We start from the raw sequence: 22725 nt of genomic DNA, 5'->3' as shown, positions 1-22725 counted from the left end.
GGAACCGCGTCGTGCGACCGGTTCCGGGCCGTGCCGCGGACGACGGGCGCGCGGCCGCACCGCGGCGGTGGGCCCATGGGGCGGCCGGGCAGCGGCTCGGGGCCCGGGTACGGGCTCGGGGCCGTGGCGTGGCGACCGGCGCAGGGCCCGGTCGCGGGCGACGGCCTCGGAGCAGCCTCGTGACGGCAGAGCTGCCTCGTGGCGGCGGGCCCGGGGCCGCCGTGCGGGCGACGGCTCAGGGCTGCGTCGTGGCGACCTTCAGGCCGAAGCCGATCAGTACGGTCCCGGTGGCGCGGTCCATGGCCCGGCACACGGCCGGCTTCTCGAAGAAGCCGCGAGCCCTGGACAGGAGCAGGACGTAGCCGCCGAGCCAGAGCGCGGTGAGCACCGCGTGGACCAGGACCAGCAAGGCCATGCCGCTGTGGGGAGGCAGGCCGGCCGGCGCCAGGGCCGGCAGCAGACCCGTGTAGAAGACCGCGATCTTGGGGTTGAGGACGTTGCTGACCAGACCGGTCCGCCACGGGCTGCCGCGGGGCGGGGCGGGGGCCGTCGCCGGTGACGGCGAACGGTGGCGGCGGCTCTGGAGCAGCGCCTGGACACCGAGGAGGACCAGGTAGGCGGCTCCGGCCAGTTTGACCACCGTGTACGCGGTGGCGGACGTGGCCAGGACGGCGGCGAGGCCCGCCACCGCGAGGACGCCCCAGACCAGCAGCCCGGCGGTGATCCCGCCCACGGTCCGCAGTCCGTCCCGCCGGCCCGAGGCGACGGCCCGCCTGGTCACGACGGCCATGTCCGGCCCGGGCACCACGGTCAGTACGGCGAGGACACCGGTCGCGGTGAGGAACTGCATGAGCACCTCCCCAGTCTCACACGGACGAAGACGTACGAAAGGGGGCGACAGCCGTACGATCGGCCGCCGCCCCCTTCGTCACGCTCCGCCCGGTGTCAGCGGTCCTCGACCGCCATCTCGCCGAGCAGCGACCAGTCGTCCTGGGGCACGTTCGCGTTGACGATCCTGGGGGTCGCCGCGAGGTACGGCGGCAGCGTCTGCTGGGCCGTCCTGAAGTGCGCCGAGCCCACGTGGGCCGCACCGGCCTCGTCGTCCCGGAAGGCCTCCACCAGGACGTACTCCGTCGAGTCGTCGAGGCTGCGGGACCAGTCGAACCACAGGCATCCCGGCTCGGCCCGCGTGGCGCGGGTGAACTCCTCCACCACCTGGGGCCACTGGTCGGCGTGCTCGGGGCGGACACGGAACTTCGCGGTGATGAAGATCAAGGCCTTGCTTCCTTCGTCGTTCGTGCTTCGGGGTCTGCCACCCGGGGCCCGGCCACGGTACGCCGGGTCACGGTATGAGGATCGCGCGCCCCCGGATGCGGCCGCCGTCCAGGTCGTCCAGCGCGTCCTGGAACCGGTCGAGAGAGTACTTGGCGGTGTGCAGGCGCACCCTCCCCCGCGCCGCGAGGACCATCAGCTCGCACAGGTCGTTGTAGGAACCGACGAGGTTGCCGATGAAGTTGATCTCGGCGGAGATGATGTCGATGGTCGGGACGTCGATGTTCTCGCCGTAGCCGACCACGTGGTAGTCGCCGGCCTGGCGGAGCATGACGACGCCGTCCTTCGTGGAGCCGCCCTCACCGACGAAGTCGATCACCGCCTCGGCCCCGTGCCCGCCGGTCAGCTCGCGCACCCGCTCCACCTGGCCGCCGTCGGCGAGGACACCGTGGTCGGCGCCGACGGAGACGGCCAGGTCGACGGCGTCCGGGTTGCGGTCGACGACGACGATCTCGGCGGCGGTGAGGGCCGCGAGGACCTGGATGCCGATGTGCCCGAGACCGCCCGCGCCGATCACGACGCACCGGTCTCCCGGCCGGAGCTTGCGGGCCGCCTTGGCCGCCGCGTGGTACGCCGTGAGGCCCGCGTCGGCGAGCGCGGCGACGTCCGCCGGTTCGAGGGAGTCGTCGAGCCGTACGACACTGCGCGCCGAGGTCTTCAGGTACTCGGCGTAACCGCCGGCGGTGTCGATGCCCGGGAACTGGTTGTTCTCGCAGTGCACGTCGTCACCGGCGCGGCACGCCCGGCACAGCCCGCAGGTGATCAGCGGGTGCACGATGACCTTGTCGCCCTCACGGACGTTGGTGACGGCGCTGCCCACCGCGTGGACCCAGCCGGCGTTCTCGTGGCCGATCGTGTAGGGCAGCTGCACGCCCGACTTCCCGGCCCACTGCCCCTCCAGAATGTGGATGTCGGTACGGCACACGCCGGCGCCGCCGATCCGGACGATCACGTCGAACGGGCCGGTGACCTCCGGGGCCGGGACCTCGGCCATCTCGAGGTTCTTGCCGTAGCCCACCACCTGGACTGCTTTCACGAGACGTTCTCCTTCGGTGGAGCGGTGAGCTGGAAGAGATCCCCAGCCTGTACGGGTTCCCCGGCCTGTACGGGTTCCCCGGCCCGTCCGGGTTCCCCCGCGTGCGCGGGTTCCCCCGCTTTCACGGAGTCCGTGGCCGGTACGGGTTCCCCGCCCGCCGGGAATTCCTCCGGGCGGGCGGACTGGTCGGCCCCGGACTGCGGGTACCGGGTGCGCAGCAGGCCCCGGCAGAAGTGGGCGTTGCCGTCGATGGAGATGCGCACGGAGCGGGCGAACCGCAGCCGCAGCGGGATCTCCCCGGCCGGGTAGCGGCGGCCGTCGTCGTCCACGAGCGCCGGGTCGGCCGAGTCGGTACCGAGCCCGAGGGCGGCGCGGCGGCGCAGCAGTGCCCGGGTGGCGGCGGTGTCCGGCAGGTCGCCGAGGACCACGTCGCCGAGCTGCTCCTCGGCCAGCTCGGGCCGGTCGCGCAGCAGTGCGCTGAGCGCCCGTTCCATCGCGGCGGTGTGCGCCTTGCGCCGGAAGATGTCCCGCAGCTCCTCCAGGTCCTGCTCCGCCTCGTGGCCGAAGGTGCCGCGGTACCCGGCGTCGGCGGCCAGACCCCGGTTGATCAGGTCGGAGTCGTGGTGGTCGTCGAGCACGACCGTCACCTCACGCGCCCCGGGCAGGGCGCTCAGCGCGTCCTTGGAGTCGGAGGCCATGAGGTACGCGAAGTTCGGCGAGCAGAACGAGGTCGGCAGCCGCAGGTGCACGGTGACGTGGCCGTCGTCGGCGGTCAGGGAGCGCACGAAGCCCAGGTCGGTGATGGGCTCGTCCAGCTCGGGGTCGTACACGGTGTCGAGCGCGGCGCGTGCCGCCCCCTCCAGTTGCGCGGCCCACATGTCAGGCCACCGCCGGTTCGGCGAGACCCAGCCCGGCCGGGACCTCGATGCCGTACATGGCGGCCGCGTTCAGGCCGAGGATCTTCTTCTTCTGGGCGACGGTGAGCTGCGGGTACTCGCTCGTCATGTCCTCGGGGATCTGGAAGTCGACGAACTGCTCGACGATCCACTTCGGCGTCCACAGCGCGTAGTCGCTGGAGAACTGGATACGGTCCTCGTCCAGCCAGTACAGCAGCTCGCCGATGATCTGGGCGAAGTAGCGGGGCCGGGTGTGCATGAACGGGATCGCCACGGCGAGGCCCGCGTGCACGTTGGGCTCCTGGGTGGCGATCCAGCAGAAGTCCTCCAGGCGGGGCAGGCCGCAGTGCTCGACCACGAAGTTCAGGTCGGTGAAGTCGGTGGCGGCCGCGTCGACGTCGGCCACGTCGAAGGCGTCCCGGTCCAGGGGCCGGATCGTGGGGCCCTTGTGGATGTGGATGTTCTTGATGCCCAGCTCCTGGCAGGCCTCCAGGTAGCGGTACGTCCACTTGTCGCTGAGCTTGTAGCCGCGGGAGTCGCCCTTCCACTCGGCGGTGTAGAGCTTGACGCCCTGCAGCCCGAACCGTGCGGCGTCCTCGCGCAGCTGCTTGAGGCCCGCCTCCTCGAAGCGGGGGTCGAAGCAGTGGTTGTAGGTGAGCTTGCCGGGGTGCTTCTGCGTGAGCGCGAAGGCCTCCTCGGTCTGCCCGAAGCCGGTGTTGTAGAACGCGGGCAGAGCGGCCGGCTGGAAGATCGCGTGGTCGACGTACCCGTCGGTGAACAGGTCCTTCATCAGCCGCTCGCCGCCCTGGTAGAGGAAGTCCTCGTACGGCCAGAGCTCGGAGGCCGGGCTCAGGTTGCGGTGGTAGTCGTAGAAGCAGTCGATGAACTGCTTGCCGTGGATGTTGCGCTGGTTCTCGGGGCGCGCGTCCCAGAGGGCGACGTGCGCGTCCACGATGAAGTAGTTCTCGCCGTCCTTGGAATACATGGGGTGCTCCTCGGTTCGCGTGAGTCGTGGGTGGCGGGCGCCGGCGGGCCGATCGGGCGCCCGGCGGCGCGGGCCGGGCGGAGTGCGTGAGCCGGGCGAAAGCGGGCGGGTCAGGCGAACTGGATACCGCCGTCGATCATCACCGACTGGCCGGTCATGTAGTCCGAGTCCCGCGAGGCCAGGTAGGAGACGAAGGCTGCGACGTCCGCGGGCTCCTCGACCCGGCCGAGCGCGATCGCCTCGGCGTGCTTCTTGATGGCCTGGCCCTTCTGGATGCCCGCCTCCTCGGCCAGCCGCTCGTCGATCAGGTCCCACATGTCGGTGCCGACGATGCCCGGGCAGTACGCGTTGACGGTGATGCCGTACCGGGCCCACTCCATGGCGGCGGCCTGGGTCAGCCCGCGCACGCCCCACTTCGAGGCCGAGTAGGTGCCGAGCAGCGCGAAGGGGCGGTGGGCGACGATCGAGGCGGCGCCGATGATCTTGCCGCCGCCGCCCTGGGCGATCATCTGCCGCGCGGCGGCCTGGTAGGAGAGGAAGACCCCCCGCAGGTTCACGGCCATGACCTGCTCGAACTCGTCGAGGTCGGTCTCCAGCAGCGGGGTCACCCGGGCGATGCCGGCGTTGGCCACGTAGACGTCGACCCGGCCGAAGCGGTCCGCCGCCGCCGCGACGAGCGCGTCGGTCTGCTCCTTGCTGGTGACGTCCGCGTGCACGGCGAGGGACCGGCGGCCCGTCTTCTCGATACCGGCCGCCACCGCGCTCAACTCCTCGGCCATTCCCGGGAGATCGGCGACAACCACGTCAAGACCGTCCTCGGCCAGCCGCTCGGCGATGCCCCGGCCGATGCCCCGCGCCGCGCCGGTGACGACGGCGATACGGGCAGTGGTGTGGTCGGCGGAAGTCATGGGTCCTCCTGTGCTCGACTGCTCGACGGTGAGCGTCCGCACCTGTCGTGCGGTGCTGCCCAACAGCGTGCGGGCGCCGGGCGCCGTCGACTTTTTCAATGTGGAACACACCCGGCCCGCCCCTGATCAGGGCATGGCGAACGCGGGGAAAAGCGGTACCGAACCACCCGTTGACAGGTGCAAACGCGTTCGTAATATGGCGGAAACACGCTCATCGGAGGCGCCATGCTCAGTGACAGCACAGCGCGCGACCGAAACATCGCGCGAGCACGCCTGAAGTTCCTGGAGAACGCGGAACTGCCTGCGGCGGTCGTGCCCGAGGGCATCCTCAACTCCTGGCAGCGTTCCAAGTACCTGGGGATCGGCACGGACGAGGTCGTCGTCCCCTACCAGCCGGACTACGACCGGGACAGCCGCCTGGTGCGCGCCGCCACGCCCGTCCTGGACCGGCTGGAACAGGCGCTGACCGGCTCGGACGCCAGCGTGATCGTGACCGACCGCAACGGCTGGGTCCGCGACCGCCGCGTCGGGGAGAAACGCCTCTCGGCGCACCTGGACCGGGTCCACCTGGCGCCCGGCTTCAACTACGCCGAACAGTTCGTCGGGACGAACGGCATCGGGGTCGCGCTGGAGGAGCGTCGGCCCAACGTCGTGCTGGGCACCGAACACTTCAACGAACGCCTGCAGAGCGTCTCCTGCGCGGCCGCCCCGATCCGCAACTCGGTCACCGGACGGGTCGAGGGCGCCATGAACCTGACCTGCTGGAACGGCCCGGCGCGCCCCCTCATGGCGGCCCTCGTGCAGGAGGCCGTCGAGGACATCGAGCGGGTGATGTACGAGTTCAGCAGCGCACACCAGCGGGCACTCCTGGAGGCGTTCCAACAGGTCACCCACTACGGTGACCGGCCGGTGCTCTGTCTCGGCCAGGACCTCGTCCTCGCCAACACCGCCGCCTCCGCGCGGCTCACCGGCGACGACCACCGGCTGCTGCACGAGGCCGCCGCCGAGTTCGGGCACGCGCCCCGCACCCGCAGGGAGGTGCGGCTGACCGGCGGGGAGAGCGTCATGATGCGCTGCCGGCAGGTCGACAGCCCGGCCGGCGCGGCCGGATACCTGCTGGAGCTGGCCTTCACGGACCGCCCCGCCGACCGCCCCGCCGACCGGCCCGGCCCCGGTACGAACTCCCGCTCCCGCACCAGGTTCCGTACCCGCGCGGAGGGGAACGCGGCCGGTCCCTGGCCCCTGCCGGGCCTGGCCGGCACGGACCCGGCCTGGAACACGGTCTCCCGCACGGTCTCGCGCTGCGCCCGCGACCGCACCCCGCTCCTGCTCCACGGCGAGACCGGCACCGGCAAGGCCACCCTGGTCCGGGCCGCGCACGCGCTGACCGGGGCGTCCTCGTCCCCCGTGGTCGTCGACGCCGCCACCCCCGCCGTGACGGACGCTGCCGCTCCCATCGTGCTGGACGCCGCCGCTCCCGTCGGAGCGGACGCCCCTGTCACGGGGACCGCGAACGCCGGGTACGACCTGCCGGCGGCCCTGCGCTCGGCACCCGCGGGACCGGGCCGCGCCCTGGTCCTGCGCAACGTCGACGCGGTGGCCCCCGAGGACGAGGCAGCCGTCGCCGGAGCGCTGGACGCCGCGACGGCCCGGGGCACGTGGGTCGTCGGCACGCTCCAACGGGCAGCGGGCGTACCGGAGTCGCTCAGGCGCTGCTTCCTGGAGGCGGCGGCGGTGCCCGCCCTGCGACACCGCCTCACCGACCTCCCCGCCCTCGTCGACTGCCTGCTGCGACGCATCGGCAGCGGCGTGGAATGCGCCCCGGAGGTGCTCCCCACGCTGCGCCGGCACGACTGGCCCGGCAACGTCCGCGAACTGAGCCTCGCCCTGAGCAAGGCCGCCGCGGCCCGCCGTACGTACCGGATCGAGCTCGGCGACCTGCCGCCGTCCCTGCACAGCGCGGGCAGCCGCTCCCTGAGCGTCTGGGAGGCGTCCGAGCGCGACACCCTGGTCCAGGCGCTCCTGGAGGCGGACGGCAACAAACTGCTCGCGGCCCAGCGGCTCGGCATCTCCCGCACGACCATCTACCGCAAGATGCGGGCCTACGGCATCACGCTCCCCGCCCGCGGCTGAGGCGGACGCCGTACCAGGTCTCCCGGGCCCTACGGCGTGTACACGGCGTCACTCCCGTACAGCTCCCGGGTGAACGCCGACACGTCGGCGCCGCGGTCGCTGCCATCGAGGTTGTACGTGAGGAAGACGCCGTACCCCTCGTCGACGGTGCGGCGGGCGAGGTCGGCGGCCGTGCTCTGCGCGGTCCCGCCGATCTCGACGGCCGCCGGCGACAGCTGCGACTTGGGCAGCGAGATGCCGGGGACCTGCCAGGTGCCGTAGTACGGGTTCCAGGCGTAGTCGAACTCGCCGGAGACGTCGACGCCGTCGTGGGACAGGCGCGACGCGGCCGGACCGATGTTGTAGAGGCTGATGATCTTGTCGGGCATGTCGGCGCGCAGTGCCGTCACCAGGTGCACGAACGAGCTGTCGTTGGGCTGGCCGGTGCCGTTGTTGCCGTACTCGGCGTACTCGTCGTCGAAGTCGATGCCGTCGAGCCCGTACTCGGCCACGGTGTCCGACATCTCCTTGGCGAACGCCGAAGCCGCCTCCTGGGACGGGAAGTTGGCGAACCCGGCGCCCTGGTGGTTGCCGAGCACCGAGAGCACGACCTTGATGCCCTGTTCCTGCAGCGGCCGGATCTCCGTGTCGGCGTTGTCGAGGACGCGCTGCACGTTCTCGTTGAAGTGCAGGTACGCCGACTGCTTGCCCGTGTCGTAGTTGATGTTCGCGGCGAAGATCACGGCGACGTCGAAAACGTTGTCACCGCCGTCGGCGAGCGTGTACTTGCCGACGTTGCGCATGCTGTTGTTGTTCACCTCGACGTAGGCCACCGAGGTTGGCCCGTCCTTGGCGGCGGCGACGGCGGGCGCGGGGTCCGCCTTCGCGTCGGGGGCGCCGCTCGCACCGGCCGTGGCGGTCGCGCCGAGGACGAGGGCCGCGACGGCCGAGAGCGCGAGCGCACCCGTCCGTACTCTGTTCCGTTTCCGTACCCGTGTCGGAGTGAACATCGTTGGTCGTCTCCCTTCGCAGGGTCGGCGCCCGACTGGTTGAAAGAGCGCCGAGTGGGGGTTCCGAGTGTTGCGCCGCCGTGAACGACATCCGGCATCCGTGCGCGAACCCTTCACGACTTCCCCGCACACCGTCACCGGCGGTGACGCCGCCCCGCCCCCACCCCCTACCGCGGTAGCACCGCCACTTCGGCACCCGGGTATGACGCCGCGCGCCCCGCCGTCCCCGCACTCTGCCTTCCTCCCCGTCCGGAGACGACGGAACGGAAAGGAAGCGCATGACGACAACCCTGGCCCCCTCACCCCCACCCACCATGGGGCGGGCCGCAGTCGGGGCGCTCGGCCTCCTGGCGCTGTCCACCGGCGCCCTGGAGTCGGTCGTGTCACCGACGATCCCGCTCCTGGAGCGCGAACTGCACATGAGCCAGTCCGAGTCGGCGCTGCTCAGCATCGTGCTCCTCATCACCGGCGCGCTCATCACCCCGCTGGCGGGCAAGTTCGGCGACCGCTACGGCGGCAAGAAGGTCCTGATCCGCCTGATGGGGGTCGTCGCGGTCGGCGGCACGGTCTCCGCCCTGGCCCCGAACCTGCCGGTGCTGCTGCTCGGGCAGGTGCTGCAGGGCGCGATGGTGGGCGCGCTGCCCCTGTCCTTCATCGTGGTCCGCAAACACCTCCCCGCGGGCGAGTCCAAGGTGGCCATCGGCGTCGTCAGCGGGCTCTTCGTCGGCGGCGGAATGGTCGGCATGCTGTCGGCCGGCCCGGTGGCCGAGGCACTCTCCCGGCACTGGATGTTCGCCCTGCCGACGCTGGCGGTCGCCGGAGCGACCCTGCTGGTGAACAGGCTGATGCCGTCCGACCCGCCGGGCCGCTCCCGCGACGCCCGGATCGACTGGCCCGGCCTGCTCCTCCTGAGCGGCACCCTGGTCACCCTCATGCTCGTCCTCGCACTGGCCCCGGAGGCCGCCTCGCAGCCACTCGCACTCGGCGCGCTGCTCCTGCTCCTCGCCGCCCTCGCCACCGCCTGGATCCGCGTGGAACGACGCGCGGCAGCCCCCATGATCGACCTGCGCATGCTGGCCCGCCCCGCGATCTGGAAGGCGTGCGTGCTGACGTTCGTGATCTGCCTCGGCACGTCGACGGCGGTCTTCCTCGTCCCGCAACTCCTCGACGAGCGCGGCGACGGATACGGCTTCGGGGCGAGCGCCACCGAGATCGGCTTCATCCTGCTGCCCGGCGCCGTCGCCGCCACCCTGGCCGGCCCGCTCGGCGGCATCGGCGACCGCCGCTTCGGCTCACGCGCCGTGGTCAACACCGGCATCGTCATGATGGCCGCCGCCCTGCTCGCCCTGGCGGCCGCGCACTCCGAGATCTGGCACGTAGCCCTCGCCAAGACCCTCATCGCCCTGGCCAACGGCCTCTGTGTCACCGCCATGATGACCAGCACCGCCACGGCCGTCGACTCCGACGACACGGGCATCGCCACCAGCCTGATCCTGGTCAGCCGCGTACTCGGCTACGCCGTCGGCGGCCAGCTCGGCGGCGCCCTCCTCACTGCCGCAACCCCTGCCGGCTCGGAGACGGCGGCCGAATCGGCCTACGTCACCGGCTTCGTCCTGGCCGGCGTCGTCACGTCGCTGGCCCTGTTCGTCACCCGCACCATGCGCAAGGGAGTCCCGTCATGACCCGCCCCACCACCCCCCGCCGCAAGGTCCTCATCTCCGGAGCCGGCATCGCGGGCACCGCCCTCGCCTTCTGGCTGGGCCGCCAAGGTCACGAGGTCACGGTCGTGGAGAAGGCCGGCACCCTCCGCAGCGGCGGCTACCCCATCGACGTACGCGGCACCGCCCTGGACGTGGTGGACCGGATGGGCCTGCTGCCCCGACTGCGCGACGCGCACATCGACCTGCGCCGCCTCACCTTCCTGGACGGGGACGGGAGCGAGATCACCTCCCTCCACCCGCACGCCGTCACCGGCGGAGTCGAGGGAAGGGACCTGGAGATCCGGCGCGGAGACCTGACGAACGCCCTGTACGAGGCGGTCCGCGACGACGTGGAGTTCCTGTTCGACGACTCCGTCGCCACCCTCGACCAGTCCGCCCACGGAGTCGACGTCACCTTCCGCGGCGGCGCCGGCCGCACGTACGACATGGTGTTCGGCGCGGACGGCATGCACTCCGCCACCCGGAAGACCCTCTTCGGACCGGAGGAACAGTTCCACCACCACCTCGGCCACTGCTTCGCCGTGTTCCCCATGCGCAACGCCCTCGGCCTCTCCCACGAGACCGTCATGTGGAACACCCCGGGCAGGGCGGCGGCCCTGTACGCCGTCGACGACTCCGACGAGGTCCACGCCTTCCTGAACTTCGCCCAACCGGAGCCCCCCGTCGCCGCGTTCAGGGACCGAGCAGCCCAGGAGGCCCTGCTCACCGAGGCCTTCGCCGACGCCGGATGGCAGGTCCCGGCCCTCCTGACCGCCCTCCACGACGCGGATGACGTGTTCTTCGACGCGGTCGGCCAGATCCGCATGCCCCGCTGGTCCAGCGGCAGGGTCGCGCTGCTCGGCGACGCCGCGTACGCCCCCTCGTTCCTCACCGGCCAGGGCACCAGCCTCGCCCTCGTCGGCGCCTACATGCTCGCGGCGTCCCTGGCGGGCCGCGACCACGCCGAGGGCTTCGCCGCCTACGAACACACCACCCGCGACTTCGTCACCCGGAACCAGAACCTCGTCGGCGAGGGCGGCGCCACCCTCTTCCCGACCACGACGGAGGCCCTGGAGCAGCGCAACACCCGCCTGCGGGGCCTCAGCACGCTGCCGGCCCCGCCACCGCGGGCGGCGCACTCGGCCCTGACCCTGCCCGGCTCCGGCGACCGCGTGACGCGCCGCGAGGGTCAGGAGGCGTAGCTGCCGGTCGACTTGGCGTCGCTGCGGAAGTAGAAGTGGTAGTGGGTCGCGTCCTTCACGTTGGTGGCGATCACCGTCCAGGCGCCGGCCGTGGCGAGTTTGTAGTCGGTCTGGCACTGCGTCCCACCGGCCGAGAGCTGGAAGCAGACCTTCACGTAGCGGTTCGTGTTGGTCTTGATGTTGATGTCAACGCAGTCGGCCGTTGCCAGGAGATAGAAGAAGTTGGGGTAGTTCGGGTAGATGTGTGTGCCCGACGCCTTGTTGTAGCTGTTGGCTTCGCCGTAGCAGGACCGGGCGCCCTGCTCTGCGGCAGCGGTCGGACCTGCCCCGGCTACGAGGCACCCGGCCGCGATGGCGGCGCTCGCGATGACGGCGGCGATGCGTGTACGTACGTACATGGGCGGACCCTCTTTCCGTGCACGACGATGTGGCGGCTCCATGGGACCACCGCGGCCGAGCAGAGGGACCCTGCAATGGTGCAGGTACCCGGGCGGAGCGCCTCCTGCGATCGTGAACGCCCGGACCACCGGTCCGGACCACTGGCATCGACCCCGCGGGAGACCACCGTGAAGACGCGCAACCGCCTCGTCACCTCCGTCCTGACCGGCAGCCTTGCCGCCGCGAGTGTCGTGGTCGGCACGACGGCCGACGCAGGGGCGGCCGAACAGGGCGCCCAGTCCTGCTACGGCAACGCATGGAGCTACAGCAAGCCCTCGGGCACGTACTTCCAGCCGTCCAGCGGCGCCCTGTACTTCGCGACCGGCAACTGCGCAGACATCAACATCAAGACCAACACCAGCCGCAAGGTGAAGGTGTGCTTCTACGCCAGCGGAGGAGGGCTGAACTACTGCCAGAGCGGCTACAAGACCACGACAGCCGGGCAGTGGAAGGTCATCGCCACAGACGTCATCGACGGAACCAAGTTCAAGTTCCAGTTCGCGAGCCAGGCCGCCTCGTCGGGAATGCGGGCACACTGACCGGCGCACCGCGTGTCGTCGGCCTGAGCTGCAACGTCCGGCGCAGCTCGGGCCGGAACAGCCGCACCAGACAGCGGAGCAGCGGAGCCCGCTGCAGGTCGGACAGTGTGCGACGGGACGGGCTCACCGGGGATCGCTCCCGCCGGACAACTGGACACACTCATGCAGGGCCGTGGTGTGTCTGATTGCCGCCCTTTCGGACCTTCTTGCTTGGTTCCACCCTGAAAGAACACGAACAAAGTGCGAGGCAGCAAGGGAAGTATCCGAGCACGGGCAGTGCCGAGGGGAAACGCCGTGTCCGTACCGCCGTACGTTCCCGTCCTGCCGACCCGGCCCCACGCCGAGGCGGCCTACCGTGCGCTGACACCGGACGTACGGCGCCGGGTCGCCCCGCTGTGGACGTTGCCACCGCGCCCCGACGTGCTGCCGAAGCCGCTCGCCGGACGCCTGGCCAAGGAGGCCGGCGACATCTCCACCGCACAGCGTCTCGGGCATGGTTGGCTGGACGCGCCCTTCGCCGACGAGGCCGAGGCGGCGGTCCTGGCCGAGGTGCTGCCTCCGGAGTGGTGGGACGACCGCAACTTGCGGCCGGTCACCGGACCGGGACGCCCCGGCGCCCAGCAGGTGCTCGCCCTCGCGGCGGCCCGCCACGGCGGTGACGGGCTCGGCGTCCGCGTACGCCTTCCCGGTGACTGGAACGACCGCATGGCCGCGGACGTCTCCGTGTTGCTCGACCGACTGCCCACGGGCCACCCCGTCGACCTGTTCCTCGACCTCGCCACCGTCCTGCCCGACCGCCCCGACGCGGCCAAGGAGGCACTGCGCGCCCTGGACACCCTGGTCCCCCTCACCGCCTGGCGCACCGTGACCGTCCTCGCCGGCGGCTTCCCCGAAGCGCCGGACAACTTCCAGGTGGGCGTGCCGTACGAAGCCCCGCGCTCGGACTGGGAGACCTGGCACGAGATCCGCCACGGTGAACGGTCCTACCTGCCCCGACTCCGCTACGGCGACTATGGCATCCATCCCGCCACATACGTCTCCCGTACGCCGTCCGCCGGCGACGGAGGCCCGTCCTGGGGCATCCTTCGCTACACGACGGCCCGTTCGTACCACCTGTCCAAGGTCCCGCACGGCAAGCAGTACGAGGAGGCGAACCGGAAGGCGGCCAGGTGCCTCACCGGTCTCGTGGACTTCCGTGGCGCGCAGGCGGGGCTGGGGGAGATGTGGCTGCGGGATCGTTCCCAGGGTGCCGTCAGTACAGGAGCTCATGCAACCTGGAACAAGATGGGGAACATTCAGCACATGACGTTCGTGGCCAAGAGTCTGGATACTGAGTGACCTGCGCCGGAGGCCGTCACGAGGTCGAGGGCGTGCTGTGTTCTCTCCGGTCTCTACAGCTCCGTTGCCCGATCGCCCGCGAACCCGACGAACGCGGCCCACTGTGCCGCGCCCACGCTGATCGAAGGCTGGGCGCGGTTCTTGGAGTCCCGCACGTGCACGGTCGCGGAGGCCGCGGCGACCTCGACGCAGTCTCCGCCGCTTGTCCCGCTGTAGCTGCTCTTCCACCAGCTCAGACGGTCGGGTGCGTGGCGTGCCTGATCTATGGTCATAGCTCCTCTGCCACCTGCTTGATGAAGTCTGCCGAGGCACCTGTGTCGAGGGCCTGCGTCCGCAGCATCCCATAGCGCAGCCAGAACTCGCTGACCAGCTGGCGTTCTGAGAGGACGCTCACGACGTCCTGGGACTCGATGTACACGACCTGACGGCGGTCTTGAGTCTCCAGCAGCACCATCGAGCCGTTCAGCCCGCTGTGGGCTCCGCGGCTGTTCGGCATGATCTGGATCTCCACGTTGCGAAGCTCGGCCGACTCCAGCAGGTGCTCGTACTGCCCTGCCATGGTCGCATCGTCACCCACAAGTCGGCGCAGGGCGTTTTCCTCGATGATGAACACCAGCATCAGAGATGTGGTTTCCCGGTGCAGCAGTGTCTGGCGCGCGAGCCGGGCGTCTGTGAGGCGTTCGATGGCATCGTCGCTCAGGGGCGGGTAGTGCGCACGGAACAGCGCGCGTCCGTAGCGTTCGGTCTGGAGCAGCCCTGGGACGAGCAGGGCATCGTAGGAGAACCGGCTGAGCGCCTCGGCCTCCAGCAAGGCGAAGTCCTGGAAGAAGGTGGGCAGCTTGGCGCGCTCCACCTCGCTCTGCAGCGCAGCCAGCACCCCGCCCGCCCCCAGCACCCGCTCCGCCGCCTCCGTGAACGCCGCCTTCGCCGGGCGGCGGCCCTGTTCGATGGAGGCGACCTGCTCGTACGAGTACCCCACGGCCTCGGCCAGTGCCTGCTGCGTGAGGCCCGCCTTGTCCCGGAAGAGCCGGACCAACTTGCCGTATCCGGCCCAGATCGCGGGCTTGTCGTCGTTGCCGTTGCTCGGCTTCTTCTGCTGGCGGGCTGCCAATGACACCACGTCCCCAAGTCCGCGAACTGCCCCTACCAACCGGGCCCGCCGCCCTCAAGGCACGCAACCGGACCCGTACAGGCCCGCACACGACCCGTACAGCGCGTCCGGGTACGCCGAACCTCCCTGTTCAGGTTATTCACAGTGACGGGAAGGTCACCCTGTGAATGCAGAAACCGCCGCTCCCGTCAGCCCGTTCACCGTGCTCCTCAGCTCGACCCGACGCGGTGCCCGCCTCGCCCGCACGCTGGTCGTGAGCCGGCTCATCGACTGGGGCGTCCCGCACGAGGCGTCCGTCATCGAGGACGCCGGCGCCGTCACTGCGGAACTCGCCGCCAACGCCATCAGCCACGGCCGCGCCCAGGGCCGGGACTTCCGCCTCACTCTCACGTTCGTGCCCGCGACCGGACGACTCCGCATCGCCGTGTCCGACACCCGCCCCGACCGGCTCCCGCCGCGCCCCGGCACCCTGAGCGCGCCGCCTCCCGAGGCGGAGAACGGGCGGGGCCTGCTGCTCGTCGAGGCCCTCGCGGCCGACTGGGGCTGGACGGCCGACGATCCCGTGGTCAAGACCGTTTGGGCGGAGCTCGAGCAGTGATCCCCATGGAGCTGCTGGACTACTTCCAAGCACTCGAAGACGCCCGTGACATTGCCACGGCGGAGGAGAGCAGGGCCCAGACCACCCGCCGCGTGTCCCATGCCGAGGTGGCAGCTCGTTTCAGGCCGAACCCTGACGGGACCGTCAAGAGGTGACGTACGAGATCGTCTGGACCGACGTCGCCATCGATCAACTGGGCGCCCTGAACGAACGACACCCGGATGCGGCCATGCTCGTAACGGCCGGTGCCTGGGACCTCGTCGGCAATCCACGTCCGATCAATGCCTCACGCCTCGGCGGCGACATGTACAGGGTCTCCGCGAGCTGCGGCAGCGGTCCGGGGCTACGGGCGGTCGCCCTCTGGCCGCGGGCGGACCAGGCCGCTCCGGTAGGCGATCACCACGAGTTGGGCGCGGTCGCGGGCGTGGAGTTTGGTCATGGCGCGCTGGACGTGGCTGCGCACGGTCAGGGGGCTGACCACGAGGTGGTCGGCGATCTCGGTGTTGGACATGCCGTGCGCGGCCAGCGTCATGACCTCGCGTTCGCGCTCGGTGATGGTGGCGAGGAGTGCGGGCAGGGCCGGCGGTGCCTCGTCGTCCGGGGTGGCCAGGAAGCGGGTGATGAGAGTCCGGGTCGCCGTCGGGGAGAGCAGGGACTCGCCGGCGGCGACGGTGCGGATGCCGGTCAGCAGGACGTCCGGGCTGACGTCCTTGCCCAGGAAGCCGCTGGCGCCCGCGCGCAGCGCCCTGGCGACGTTCTGGTCGTTCTCGAAGGTGGTGAGGACCAGGACCCGGGTGGCCGCCAGATCCGGCCGTGCGCAGATGTCGGCGGTGGCGGTCAGGCCGTCGGTGTCCGGCATGCGGAGGTCCATCAGGACCACGTCCGGTGCGTGGGCCCGGGTGAGCTCGATCGCCTCCCGGCCGTCGGCGGCCTCCGCGACCACGGTCATCCCGGGATCCGAGTCGATGAGGATGCGGAAGGTGGCCCGCAGCAGGGCCTGGTCGTCGGCGAGCAGGACGCGGATGGTCATCGGGCGGTGCTTTCGTCGTGGCCGGGAAGAGGACCGGGAAGGGGACCGGGGAGAGGGCCGTGCAGGGGGAGGGTGCAGGCGACCTCGAAGCCGCCTCCCGCACGGGGCCCAGCGTGGAAGGTGCCGCCCGCGGCGAGGGCCCGCTCGCGCATGCCGAGGAGCCCGAAGCCGGGGGCGGGCGGAGGAGCGGGGCGCGGGCCGGCGGTGTCGTTGGTGACCGTGAGCGTCAGGAAGCGTGCCCCGTGCGCCAGCCGTACCTCGGCGGTGGCGGGGCCCGCGTGCTTGGTGACGTTGGTGAGGGACTCCTGGACGATCCGGTACGCCGTCAGGTCGAGCCCCGGCGGAAGCGGCCGAGGCTCGCCCTCAGTGCTGACCGTCACCTTCAGGTCGGCCGCGGCGCAGGCCGCCACCAGGTCGGGCAGGCGGGCCAGGCCCGGCGCCGGTGCCAGCCCGTCGTCGGTGTCGGTGTCCTGGCGCAGCAGGCCGACGGTGGACTTGAGTTCGCGCAGGGCCGCGGCCGTGGTGTCCGACAGCCGGTCCATGATCCCGTGCGCCTGCTCCGGATCGGTACGCGCGAGGTGCGCCGCGACACCCGCCTGGGCGTGGGCCAGGGTGAGGTGGTGGGCGACGACGTCGTGCAGCTCACGGGCGATGCGCATGCGTTCCTGGACGACGCGGTGGCGGGCCTCCTCCTCGCGTTCGCGCGCGATGTGCTCGGTGCGGGCGGCGGCGTACTCGCGGCGGACGCGCACGTAGCCGCCGAACGCCGCGGACAGCGGGACCCAGGCGGCCGGGTTGACCAGGCCGATCAGCCACTGGTCGCGCAGCTCGTCGTGGAAGAGCCCGGAGGCCACCAGGGCCGCCGTCGCCACCAGAGCGGCGTACCAGCCGGACCGGCGCTCGGCGCGCAGGCTCACGGAGTACTGCGCGACCATGAGCGGGCTCATGAGCATCGCGGTCACGAGGTGGCCCAGCGCGGACACGGCCACCACGCACAAGGTCGTCACCGCCAGCACCCGGAAGGGGTACCTGCGGCGCCGGGCCAGCGCCGCGCACGCGAGCGCGGACAGCGCGACGCCGGCCCACATCGGGGGCCGGCCCGGCATCACGCCGAACGAGAGGAAGCAGCCGGAGAGGGCGATCGCGAACAGGAGCGTGAGCGTGAGGGCCTCGGTGGTCCGGCGGCTCGCCACGCGGCGCTGCCAAAGGGTGCTCATGGTGTGCTCATCGCGCGTTCTCCCGGTGGGGCTGGGGTGCCATCGTGACAGACGCGGGCCGCGGAGCCGCCGGAGACGGTGCCGCGGCCCGCGGGGACGCCGGTAAGGGTGCAGGACCGGGTACAGGCGCAGACCGGTACGGGTACGGACCGGTTCAGGTGCGGGCGGGCGCCTGAGGTTCCTGCGGCTGGGTGTCACCGCCCGCGGGCGCCGGGACGTGCGCGGACCGTCCGGCGAGTGCGGTGCCCTCGATGTCGACGCGCGGCAGCAGCCGGTCCAGCGGCCGGGGCAGCCACCACGCCCTGTCCCCGAGCAGGGCCAGGACGGCGGGCACCAGAGCCATACGGACGACGAACGCGTCGAAGAGCACCGCGACGGCGAGACCGAAGCCGATCGTCTTGACCATCGACTCGCCGGATCCCACGAAGCCGGAGAAGACCGCGATCATGATGACCGCGGCGGCGACGACCACACGGGCACTGTGCCGGAAACCGACGGTCACCGCCTGCGCGGGCCGCGCCCCGTGCACGTACGCCTCCCGCACCCGGGAGACCAGGAACACCTCGTAATCCATGGCCAGACCGAAGACGATGCCCACCAGGAAGACCGGCATCAGGCTCATGATCGGACCGGTGTGCTCCACGCCCAGCAGCCCGGCGCCCCACCCCCACTGGAAGACCGCCACGACCGCGCCCAGCGACGCCAGCACCGACAGCAGGAACCCGAACGCGGCCTTGACCGGCACGAGTACGGAGCGGAACACCAGCATCAGCAGGAGAAGGGAGAGCGCCACGATGACGGTGAGGTAGGGCACGAGGGCGTCCTGCAGCGCCTGCGCCACGTCGATGTCCATCGCCGTGCTTCCGGTGACCTCGAAGGCCGCGCCCGTCCCGCCCTCCAGCCCGGGACGCTCGGCCCGGATGGTCTGCACGAGTTCCTTGGTGCGTCCGTCGGTCGGCGCGGTGGCCGGGACGGCCGAGAACAGCGCGGTGTCGCCGTCGGCGTTGAACCGGGGCGGCGAGACGGACACGACGCCGTCCGTGCCCTCGATCCGCGAGGCGATCGCCGTCACCGCGGCCTGCGGGTCCGAGGCGTCCCGGACGTCGGCGACGATCGTCAGGGGGCCGTTGAAGCCCGGGCCGAACCCGTCGGCGAGCGCGTCGTAGGCGCGCCGTTCCGTCGTCGAGACCGGCTTGGCCTCGTCGCCGGGCATGCCGAGCCGCAGATCGGCGGCGGGCAGCGCGAGCACACCCAGACCGGCCAGGCAGACCAGCAGCACGGTCACCGGGCGGCGCAGCACGAACCGGGCCCAGCGGGAACCGCCGTTGTCCGCCGCACCGGTCCGCCGACCGCCGGTGGCGCCGGAGCCGCGTCGCGACGTGCGGGGCAGGACCGCCTCCGGCCACATCCCGAGCAGGGCGGGCACCAGGGTCAGCGCCACCAGGACGCCCACGACCACCGCGCCCGCCGCGCACAGGCCCATCTTCGTCAGCATCGGCACGCCCACCACGGAGAGCCCGGCCAGTGCGATGACGACCGTGAGACCGGCGAAGACCACCGCAGACCCGGCCGTACCCACCGCGAGTCCCGTCGCCTCCCGCGCCTCGTGGCCGCTCGCCCGTTCCTCCCGGTAGCGGGAGACCACGAACAGGGCGTAGTCGATGCCGACCGCGAGTCCGAGCATCGAGGCGAGCGTCCCGGTGGTCATGGACAGTCCGAGGGCGCTGCCGAGCGCGAGAATCACGCACACGCTGATGCCCACGCCGACCACGGCGGTGAGCAGCGGGAGCCCGGCCGCCGCCAGGGAACCGAACGTGATCAGCAGGACGACGGCGGCCAGACCGATGCCGATCGCCTCGGCCGCGCCCCCGACGGCCGGCTGCGAGCCGAGCGCGTTGCCGCCGACCTCCACCGTGAGGCCGGAGTCCCGGGCCCGGTCGACGGCGCCCTCGAGCGCGCTCCGGTCGGCGTCGGTGAGGTCGCCGGAGCCGACCTCGTAGGTCACGGTGGCGTACGCGGTGGAGGCGTCCTCGCTCACCGCGCCGGAGGTGAAGGGGCCGACGGCGCCGGCGACCCGCGGCCCGTCCCCGGCGTCCGCGACGAACGCCTCGACGGCGGCCCGGTGCTCGGCGGCGGTCACCTTCTCGCCGCCGGGCGCGATGAACACGACCCGTGCGCTCGCGCCGTCGGCATCCTGGCCCGGGAAGCGCTCCCCGATCAGGTCGAAGGCCCGTTGCGCCTCGATGCCGGGCATGAAGGACGTCTCGTCGTCCCCGGCGGACGGTGCCTGGGCCGCGGCCGCTCCGGCGAGGCCGAGGAGCACCGCCCACAGCAGGACCACGAGCCGGCGCCGCCCGAAGGCGGCCCGGCCCATGCGGTGGAGGAAGGTAGCCACGTGTCTGGAATCTCCGCATCGATCTTGGGTTACCCACCAAGACTCGCGGCCACGGCCCCGCACGGCATCGTGCGCCTGCCGTCACTTCCCCCTGGTGCACCTGCACGAGGCGGGCGCCCTCTTCTCCTCCCTGGGAAGGACCCGACCCCCTGGGAAGGCCCCCCCCGGGTAAGGACCGGCCTCCCCGGGGGAACGACCGACCTCCCCGGGGAAGGCCCCTGACCGTGGTCCCGTGCGGCGGGGTCGGGCCGTGCCCTCCGTGCCAGAATGGACGCCCCGCCCGAATCGCCACCCGCCGCCCCCGAGGTTCCCGTGACCAAGCCCGTCGCCCGTGAGCCGCAGCGTCGCAACGCGCGGTCCAACCGGGCGCGGATCCTGGCCACCGCCCGCCGGGAGCTGGGGCGCAATCCGGACACCACGCTGGAGGAACTGGCCCGCGCCGCAGGCGTCGTACGGCGTACGCTCTTCGGTCACTTCCCGGGGCGCACCGCGCTCCTGGAGGCCCTGGCCGAGGAGGCGTCCGAGGCGCTGCGGGGCGCGATGGCCGACGGGGCCGAGCGGGCCACCGACCCGGCGGAGCCGGCCGAGCGGGCCCTGGCGCGGTTCACGCTGCTGATCTGGCCCGTGGGTGACCGCTACCGCATGCTCCTGGCGCTGGCCCGGCACGACCTGGGCGAGGAGCGGGTGGCCGAGATCCTGGCACCGGCCCGCGCCGAGGTCACCGCCATCCTGGAGCGCGGCGGGCAGGAGGGGTCCTTCCCCGCGCATCTGCCGTCCGCCGTGCTGAGCGCCGGGCTCGAGGCGATGATCGTCGCGCTGCTCGAACAGGTCAACACCGGCGCGCTCGAGGACGACGGCACCCGCGTCACCGTCGCCATGCTCATCGCGGCGGGGGTTCCGGAGCAGAGGGCCCGGGCCGTGGTCGCGGACGTGCGTCCGGCGCCGGCCGCGCAGGGCGAGTAGCCCGCCTGTCCGGAGAACCCGGGTTCCCGCCTGTCCGGGTTCCCGGGTTCTCCGGTGCTCCGGTACTCCGGTTTTCCGGGGCCGCGGAGCCGGAGTGACCGGCTCGCCCCCCAACCCTCACGCCCCAGCAGTGCTGTCCTGCCGCACGTCCCCCACTCGGACCATCATATTTGCACGTCGGTGTGCAACAAACTACTCTGTTCATGTCTGCCCAACGATGGGCAATTAAGCTGACCCCGCTCGCTTCCGGGAGCCCCCATGCCCCTACTGGCCACCACACCCGTCGAGAAGATGACCGGGCCCTACGCCCGTCGCTGGTGGGCGCTGATCGTGCTCTGCCTCAGCCTGCTGATCGTCGTCATGGCCAACACGTCCCTGATCGTGGCCGCGCCGGACATGACCGCCGACCTGGGGCTGAGCAGCAGCGACCTGCAGTGGGTCATCGACGGCTACACCGTCCCGTACGCCGCGCTGATGCTGGTGCTCGGCGCGATCGGGGACAAGTACAGCCGGCGCGGCGCGCTGGTCACCGGGCTCGTGGTCTTCGCGGGCGGGTCGGTGATGGGCAGCCTCGTGCACGAGACGGGGCTCGTCATCGCGGCCCGGGCCGTCATGGGCGTCGGTGCCGCCGTCGTCATGCCGGCCACGCTGTCCCTGCTGGTCGCGGTCTTCCCCAGGGGTGAGCGGGCCCGTGCCATCACGGCCTGGACCGCCACCTCCGGGCTCGCCATCGCGGTCGGGCCGCTGGTCGCCGGCTGGCTCCTGGAGGACCACGCCTGGGGCTCCACCTTCCTGGTCAACGTCCCCGTCGCGGTCCTCGCCGTCGTCGGCGCGCTCGTCCTCGTACCGCCGTCCAGGGCCGCCGCCATGGGCCGCATCGACTACGTCGGCGGCCTGCTGTCCATCGTCTCCGTCGGCAGCCTCGTCTACGCGACCATCGAGGGCCCGCACTTCGGCTGGGGCGCCGGCCCCGTCGCCGCGGCCGTCGTCGCGGGCGTCGGACTGGTCGCCTTCGTCGCCTGGGAACTGCGCCACCCGCACCCCATGCTGAACGTGCGGCGGTTCCTGCAGCGCCCCTTCAGCGGATCCATGCTCGCGGTGCTGTTCTTCTTCTTCGGCACCTACGGCGCCATCTACTACGCCACGCAGTTCCTGCAGTTCGTCCTCGGCTACGGCGCCCTGGAGACCGGCGTACGGCTGCTGCCGCTGGCCGGCGCCGTGTTCGTCGGCGCCGCGGTGACCGGGCGGCTGACCCCGAAGCTGGGCGTGAAGGCCATGGTCGGGTCCGGCATGGCGATCGGCACCGCCGGTGTCCTCCTGCTGGTCCTGATCGACCAGGGCTCCGCCTACGCCGACTTCCTCGCCCCCATGCTGCTGCTCGGCCTGGCCATCGGGCTCAGCGTCTCCCCGGCCACCGACACCATCATGGGCTCCTTCCCGGAGAGCGAACTGGGCGTCGGCGGCGGTGCCAACGACACCGCGCTCGAACTGGGCGGCTCGCTCGGCATCGCCGTCCTGGGCTCCCTGCTCGGCACCGCCTACCGCGACGAACTGGGCGGCCTCGTCGGCGACCGGCTCCCGGCCGCGGCGCTCGGCACCGCCCAGGACTCCGTGGGCGGCGGACTGGCCGTCGCCGAGCGGCTCGCCACCAACCCCGCCGCCGGACCCGAGCAGGCGCAGGCCCTCACCGAGGCCGTGCACAAGGCCTTCGCCCACGGCGTCTCGACGACCAGCCTCGTCGGCGGCATCATCATGGCCGCCGGCACGGCCCTCGTCCTCGCCGTACTGCCCGGCCGCCGCGCCCGGCGGGCGGCCGAGGAGCCGGTCGAGGAACGGGACCCCGAACTGAGCCGTTCCGGGGGCTGATCCGGGGCCGAACGGGGCTGATCCGGGGACCAAGTGGTGGGCGCCCCGC

21 protein-coding genes are annotated in these 22725 nt (G+C 71.9%); 8 read left to right on the top strand and 13 right to left on the bottom strand.

Annotated elements, in window-relative coordinates:
- Positions 1-235: 235 nt before the first annotated feature.
- The 6 genes from HZS56_RS14275 to HZS56_RS14250 form a co-directional block, all read right to left on the bottom strand.
- Complete coding sequence (locus tag HZS56_RS14275) at positions 236-850, bottom strand: LysE family translocator (RefSeq protein WP_253914240.1); 615 nt, start codon at positions 848-850, stop codon at positions 236-238.
- A gap of 95 nt (positions 851-945) precedes the next feature.
- Complete coding sequence (locus HZS56_RS14270) at positions 946-1275, bottom strand: putative quinol monooxygenase (RefSeq protein ID WP_216721086.1); 330 nt, start codon at positions 1273-1275, stop codon at positions 946-948.
- A gap of 67 nt (positions 1276-1342) precedes the next feature.
- Positions 1343-2368: an NAD(P)-dependent alcohol dehydrogenase gene (locus HZS56_RS14265; RefSeq protein WP_216721085.1), complete on the bottom strand. Its 1026-nt coding sequence runs from the start codon at positions 2366-2368 to the stop codon at positions 1343-1345.
- Positions 2365-3246 carry an iron-sulfur cluster assembly protein gene (locus HZS56_RS14260; RefSeq protein WP_216721084.1) on the bottom strand — a complete coding sequence of 294 codons (882 nt, stop codon included), beginning with the start codon at positions 3244-3246 and terminating at the stop codon, positions 2365-2367. Before HZS56_RS14260 ends, HZS56_RS14265 begins: the two co-directional genes overlap by 4 nt.
- Position 3247: 1 nt before the next feature.
- Positions 3248-4249 carry an amidohydrolase family protein gene (locus HZS56_RS14255; RefSeq protein WP_216721083.1) on the bottom strand — a complete coding sequence of 334 codons (1002 nt, stop codon included), beginning with the start codon at positions 4247-4249 and terminating at the stop codon, positions 3248-3250.
- A 110-nt stretch (positions 4250-4359) separates the two neighbouring features.
- Positions 4360-5157, bottom strand: a complete 798-nt coding sequence (locus HZS56_RS14250) for an acetoin reductase (protein WP_216721082.1) — start codon at positions 5155-5157, stop codon at positions 4360-4362.
- 225 nt (positions 5158-5382) lie between these two features.
- Between HZS56_RS14250 and HZS56_RS14245 the strand changes: the two genes are divergently transcribed.
- Positions 5383-7290: a sigma-54-dependent Fis family transcriptional regulator gene (locus HZS56_RS14245; protein WP_253914239.1), complete on the top strand. Its 1908-nt coding sequence runs from the start codon at positions 5383-5385 to the stop codon at positions 7288-7290.
- A 29-nt stretch (positions 7291-7319) separates the two neighbouring features.
- Here HZS56_RS14245 and HZS56_RS14240 read toward each other — a convergent pair whose 3' ends face one another.
- On the bottom strand, positions 7320-8279 hold the full coding sequence (locus HZS56_RS14240) for an endo-beta-N-acetylglucosaminidase H (RefSeq protein WP_216721081.1): 960 nt from the start codon (positions 8277-8279) through the stop codon (positions 7320-7322).
- A gap of 278 nt (positions 8280-8557) precedes the next feature.
- On the opposite strand from HZS56_RS14240, the gene HZS56_RS14235 reads away from it, so the two are divergent.
- Together HZS56_RS14235 and HZS56_RS14230 are read left to right on the top strand one after the other, a co-directional pair.
- The gene (locus HZS56_RS14235; RefSeq protein WP_216721080.1) at positions 8558-9961 is read left to right on the top strand and encodes an MFS transporter; all 1404 of its coding nucleotides are present in this window, start codon (positions 8558-8560) and stop codon (positions 9959-9961) included.
- Positions 9958-11181 (top strand): FAD-dependent monooxygenase, encoded by a 1224-nt coding sequence (locus tag HZS56_RS14230; RefSeq protein WP_216721079.1) that lies wholly within the window; start codon positions 9958-9960, stop codon positions 11179-11181. The genes HZS56_RS14235 and HZS56_RS14230 overlap by 4 nt, the downstream gene beginning before the upstream one ends.
- Here the strand turns inward: HZS56_RS14230 and HZS56_RS14225 are convergent.
- Positions 11169-11579: a hypothetical protein gene (locus HZS56_RS14225; RefSeq protein ID WP_216721078.1), complete on the bottom strand. Its 411-nt coding sequence runs from the start codon at positions 11577-11579 to the stop codon at positions 11169-11171. The two genes, HZS56_RS14230 and HZS56_RS14225, sit on opposite strands and share 13 nt — an antisense overlap.
- A gap of 168 nt (positions 11580-11747) precedes the next feature.
- Here HZS56_RS14225 and HZS56_RS14220 point away from each other — a divergent pair, with 168 nt between their 5' ends.
- The gene (locus tag HZS56_RS14220; RefSeq protein ID WP_216721077.1) at positions 11748-12158 is read left to right on the top strand and encodes a hypothetical protein; all 411 of its coding nucleotides are present in this window, start codon (positions 11748-11750) and stop codon (positions 12156-12158) included.
- Between the two features lie 294 nt (positions 12159-12452).
- The gene (locus HZS56_RS14215; protein ID WP_216721076.1) at positions 12453-13496 is read left to right on the top strand and encodes a beta family protein; all 1044 of its coding nucleotides are present in this window, start codon (positions 12453-12455) and stop codon (positions 13494-13496) included.
- Positions 13497-13549: 53 nt separating this feature from the next.
- On the opposite strand, the gene HZS56_RS14210 is transcribed toward HZS56_RS14215, so the two are convergent.
- Both HZS56_RS14210 and HZS56_RS14205 read right to left on the bottom strand, forming a co-directional pair.
- Positions 13550-13768, bottom strand: coding sequence for a DUF397 domain-containing protein (locus HZS56_RS14210; RefSeq protein ID WP_216721075.1), 219 nt, complete (start codon positions 13766-13768; stop codon positions 13550-13552).
- Positions 13765-14613: a helix-turn-helix domain-containing protein gene (locus tag HZS56_RS14205; RefSeq protein WP_374201148.1), complete on the bottom strand. Its 849-nt coding sequence runs from the start codon at positions 14611-14613 to the stop codon at positions 13765-13767. The genes HZS56_RS14210 and HZS56_RS14205 overlap by 4 nt, the downstream gene beginning before the upstream one ends.
- A 157-nt stretch (positions 14614-14770) precedes the next feature.
- Between HZS56_RS14205 and HZS56_RS14200 the strand changes: the two genes are divergently transcribed.
- Positions 14771-15205 carry an ATP-binding protein gene (locus HZS56_RS14200; RefSeq protein ID WP_216721074.1) on the top strand — a complete coding sequence of 145 codons (435 nt, stop codon included), beginning with the start codon at positions 14771-14773 and terminating at the stop codon, positions 15203-15205.
- Between the two features lie 343 nt (positions 15206-15548).
- Here the strand turns inward: HZS56_RS14200 and HZS56_RS14195 are convergent, their stop codons facing one another.
- From HZS56_RS14195 to HZS56_RS14185, 3 genes are all read right to left on the bottom strand, one after another.
- Entirely contained in the window at positions 15549-16235 is a 687-nt protein-coding gene (locus HZS56_RS14195) for a response regulator transcription factor (RefSeq protein WP_216721073.1), read from the bottom strand.
- Positions 16232-17452 carry a sensor histidine kinase gene (locus tag HZS56_RS14190; protein WP_216721072.1) on the bottom strand — a complete coding sequence of 407 codons (1221 nt, stop codon included), beginning with the start codon at positions 17450-17452 and terminating at the stop codon, positions 16232-16234. Before HZS56_RS14190 ends, HZS56_RS14195 begins: the two co-directional genes overlap by 4 nt.
- Positions 17453-17606: 154 nt before the next feature.
- Positions 17607-19847, bottom strand: coding sequence for an MMPL family transporter (locus HZS56_RS14185; protein WP_216721071.1), 2241 nt, complete (start codon positions 19845-19847; stop codon positions 17607-17609).
- 312 nt (positions 19848-20159) lie between these two features.
- On the opposite strand from HZS56_RS14185, the gene HZS56_RS14180 reads away from it, so the two are divergent.
- Together HZS56_RS14180 and HZS56_RS14175 are read left to right on the top strand one after the other, a co-directional pair.
- On the top strand, positions 20160-20810 hold the full coding sequence (locus HZS56_RS14180; protein ID WP_216721070.1) for a TetR/AcrR family transcriptional regulator: 651 nt from the start codon (positions 20160-20162) through the stop codon (positions 20808-20810).
- Between the two features lie 258 nt (positions 20811-21068).
- Positions 21069-22676, top strand: coding sequence for an MFS transporter (locus HZS56_RS14175; RefSeq protein ID WP_216721069.1), 1608 nt, complete (start codon positions 21069-21071; stop codon positions 22674-22676).
- Positions 22677-22725 lie beyond the last annotated feature (49 nt).

This window comes from Streptomyces mayonensis, from assembly GCF_018982965.1.
Classification (GTDB): Bacteria; Actinomycetota; Actinomycetes; order Streptomycetales; family Streptomycetaceae; genus Streptomyces; species Streptomyces mayonensis.
Note: the sequence above shows the minus strand (reverse complement) of the source record. Positions and strands in the feature narration are given on the sequence as shown.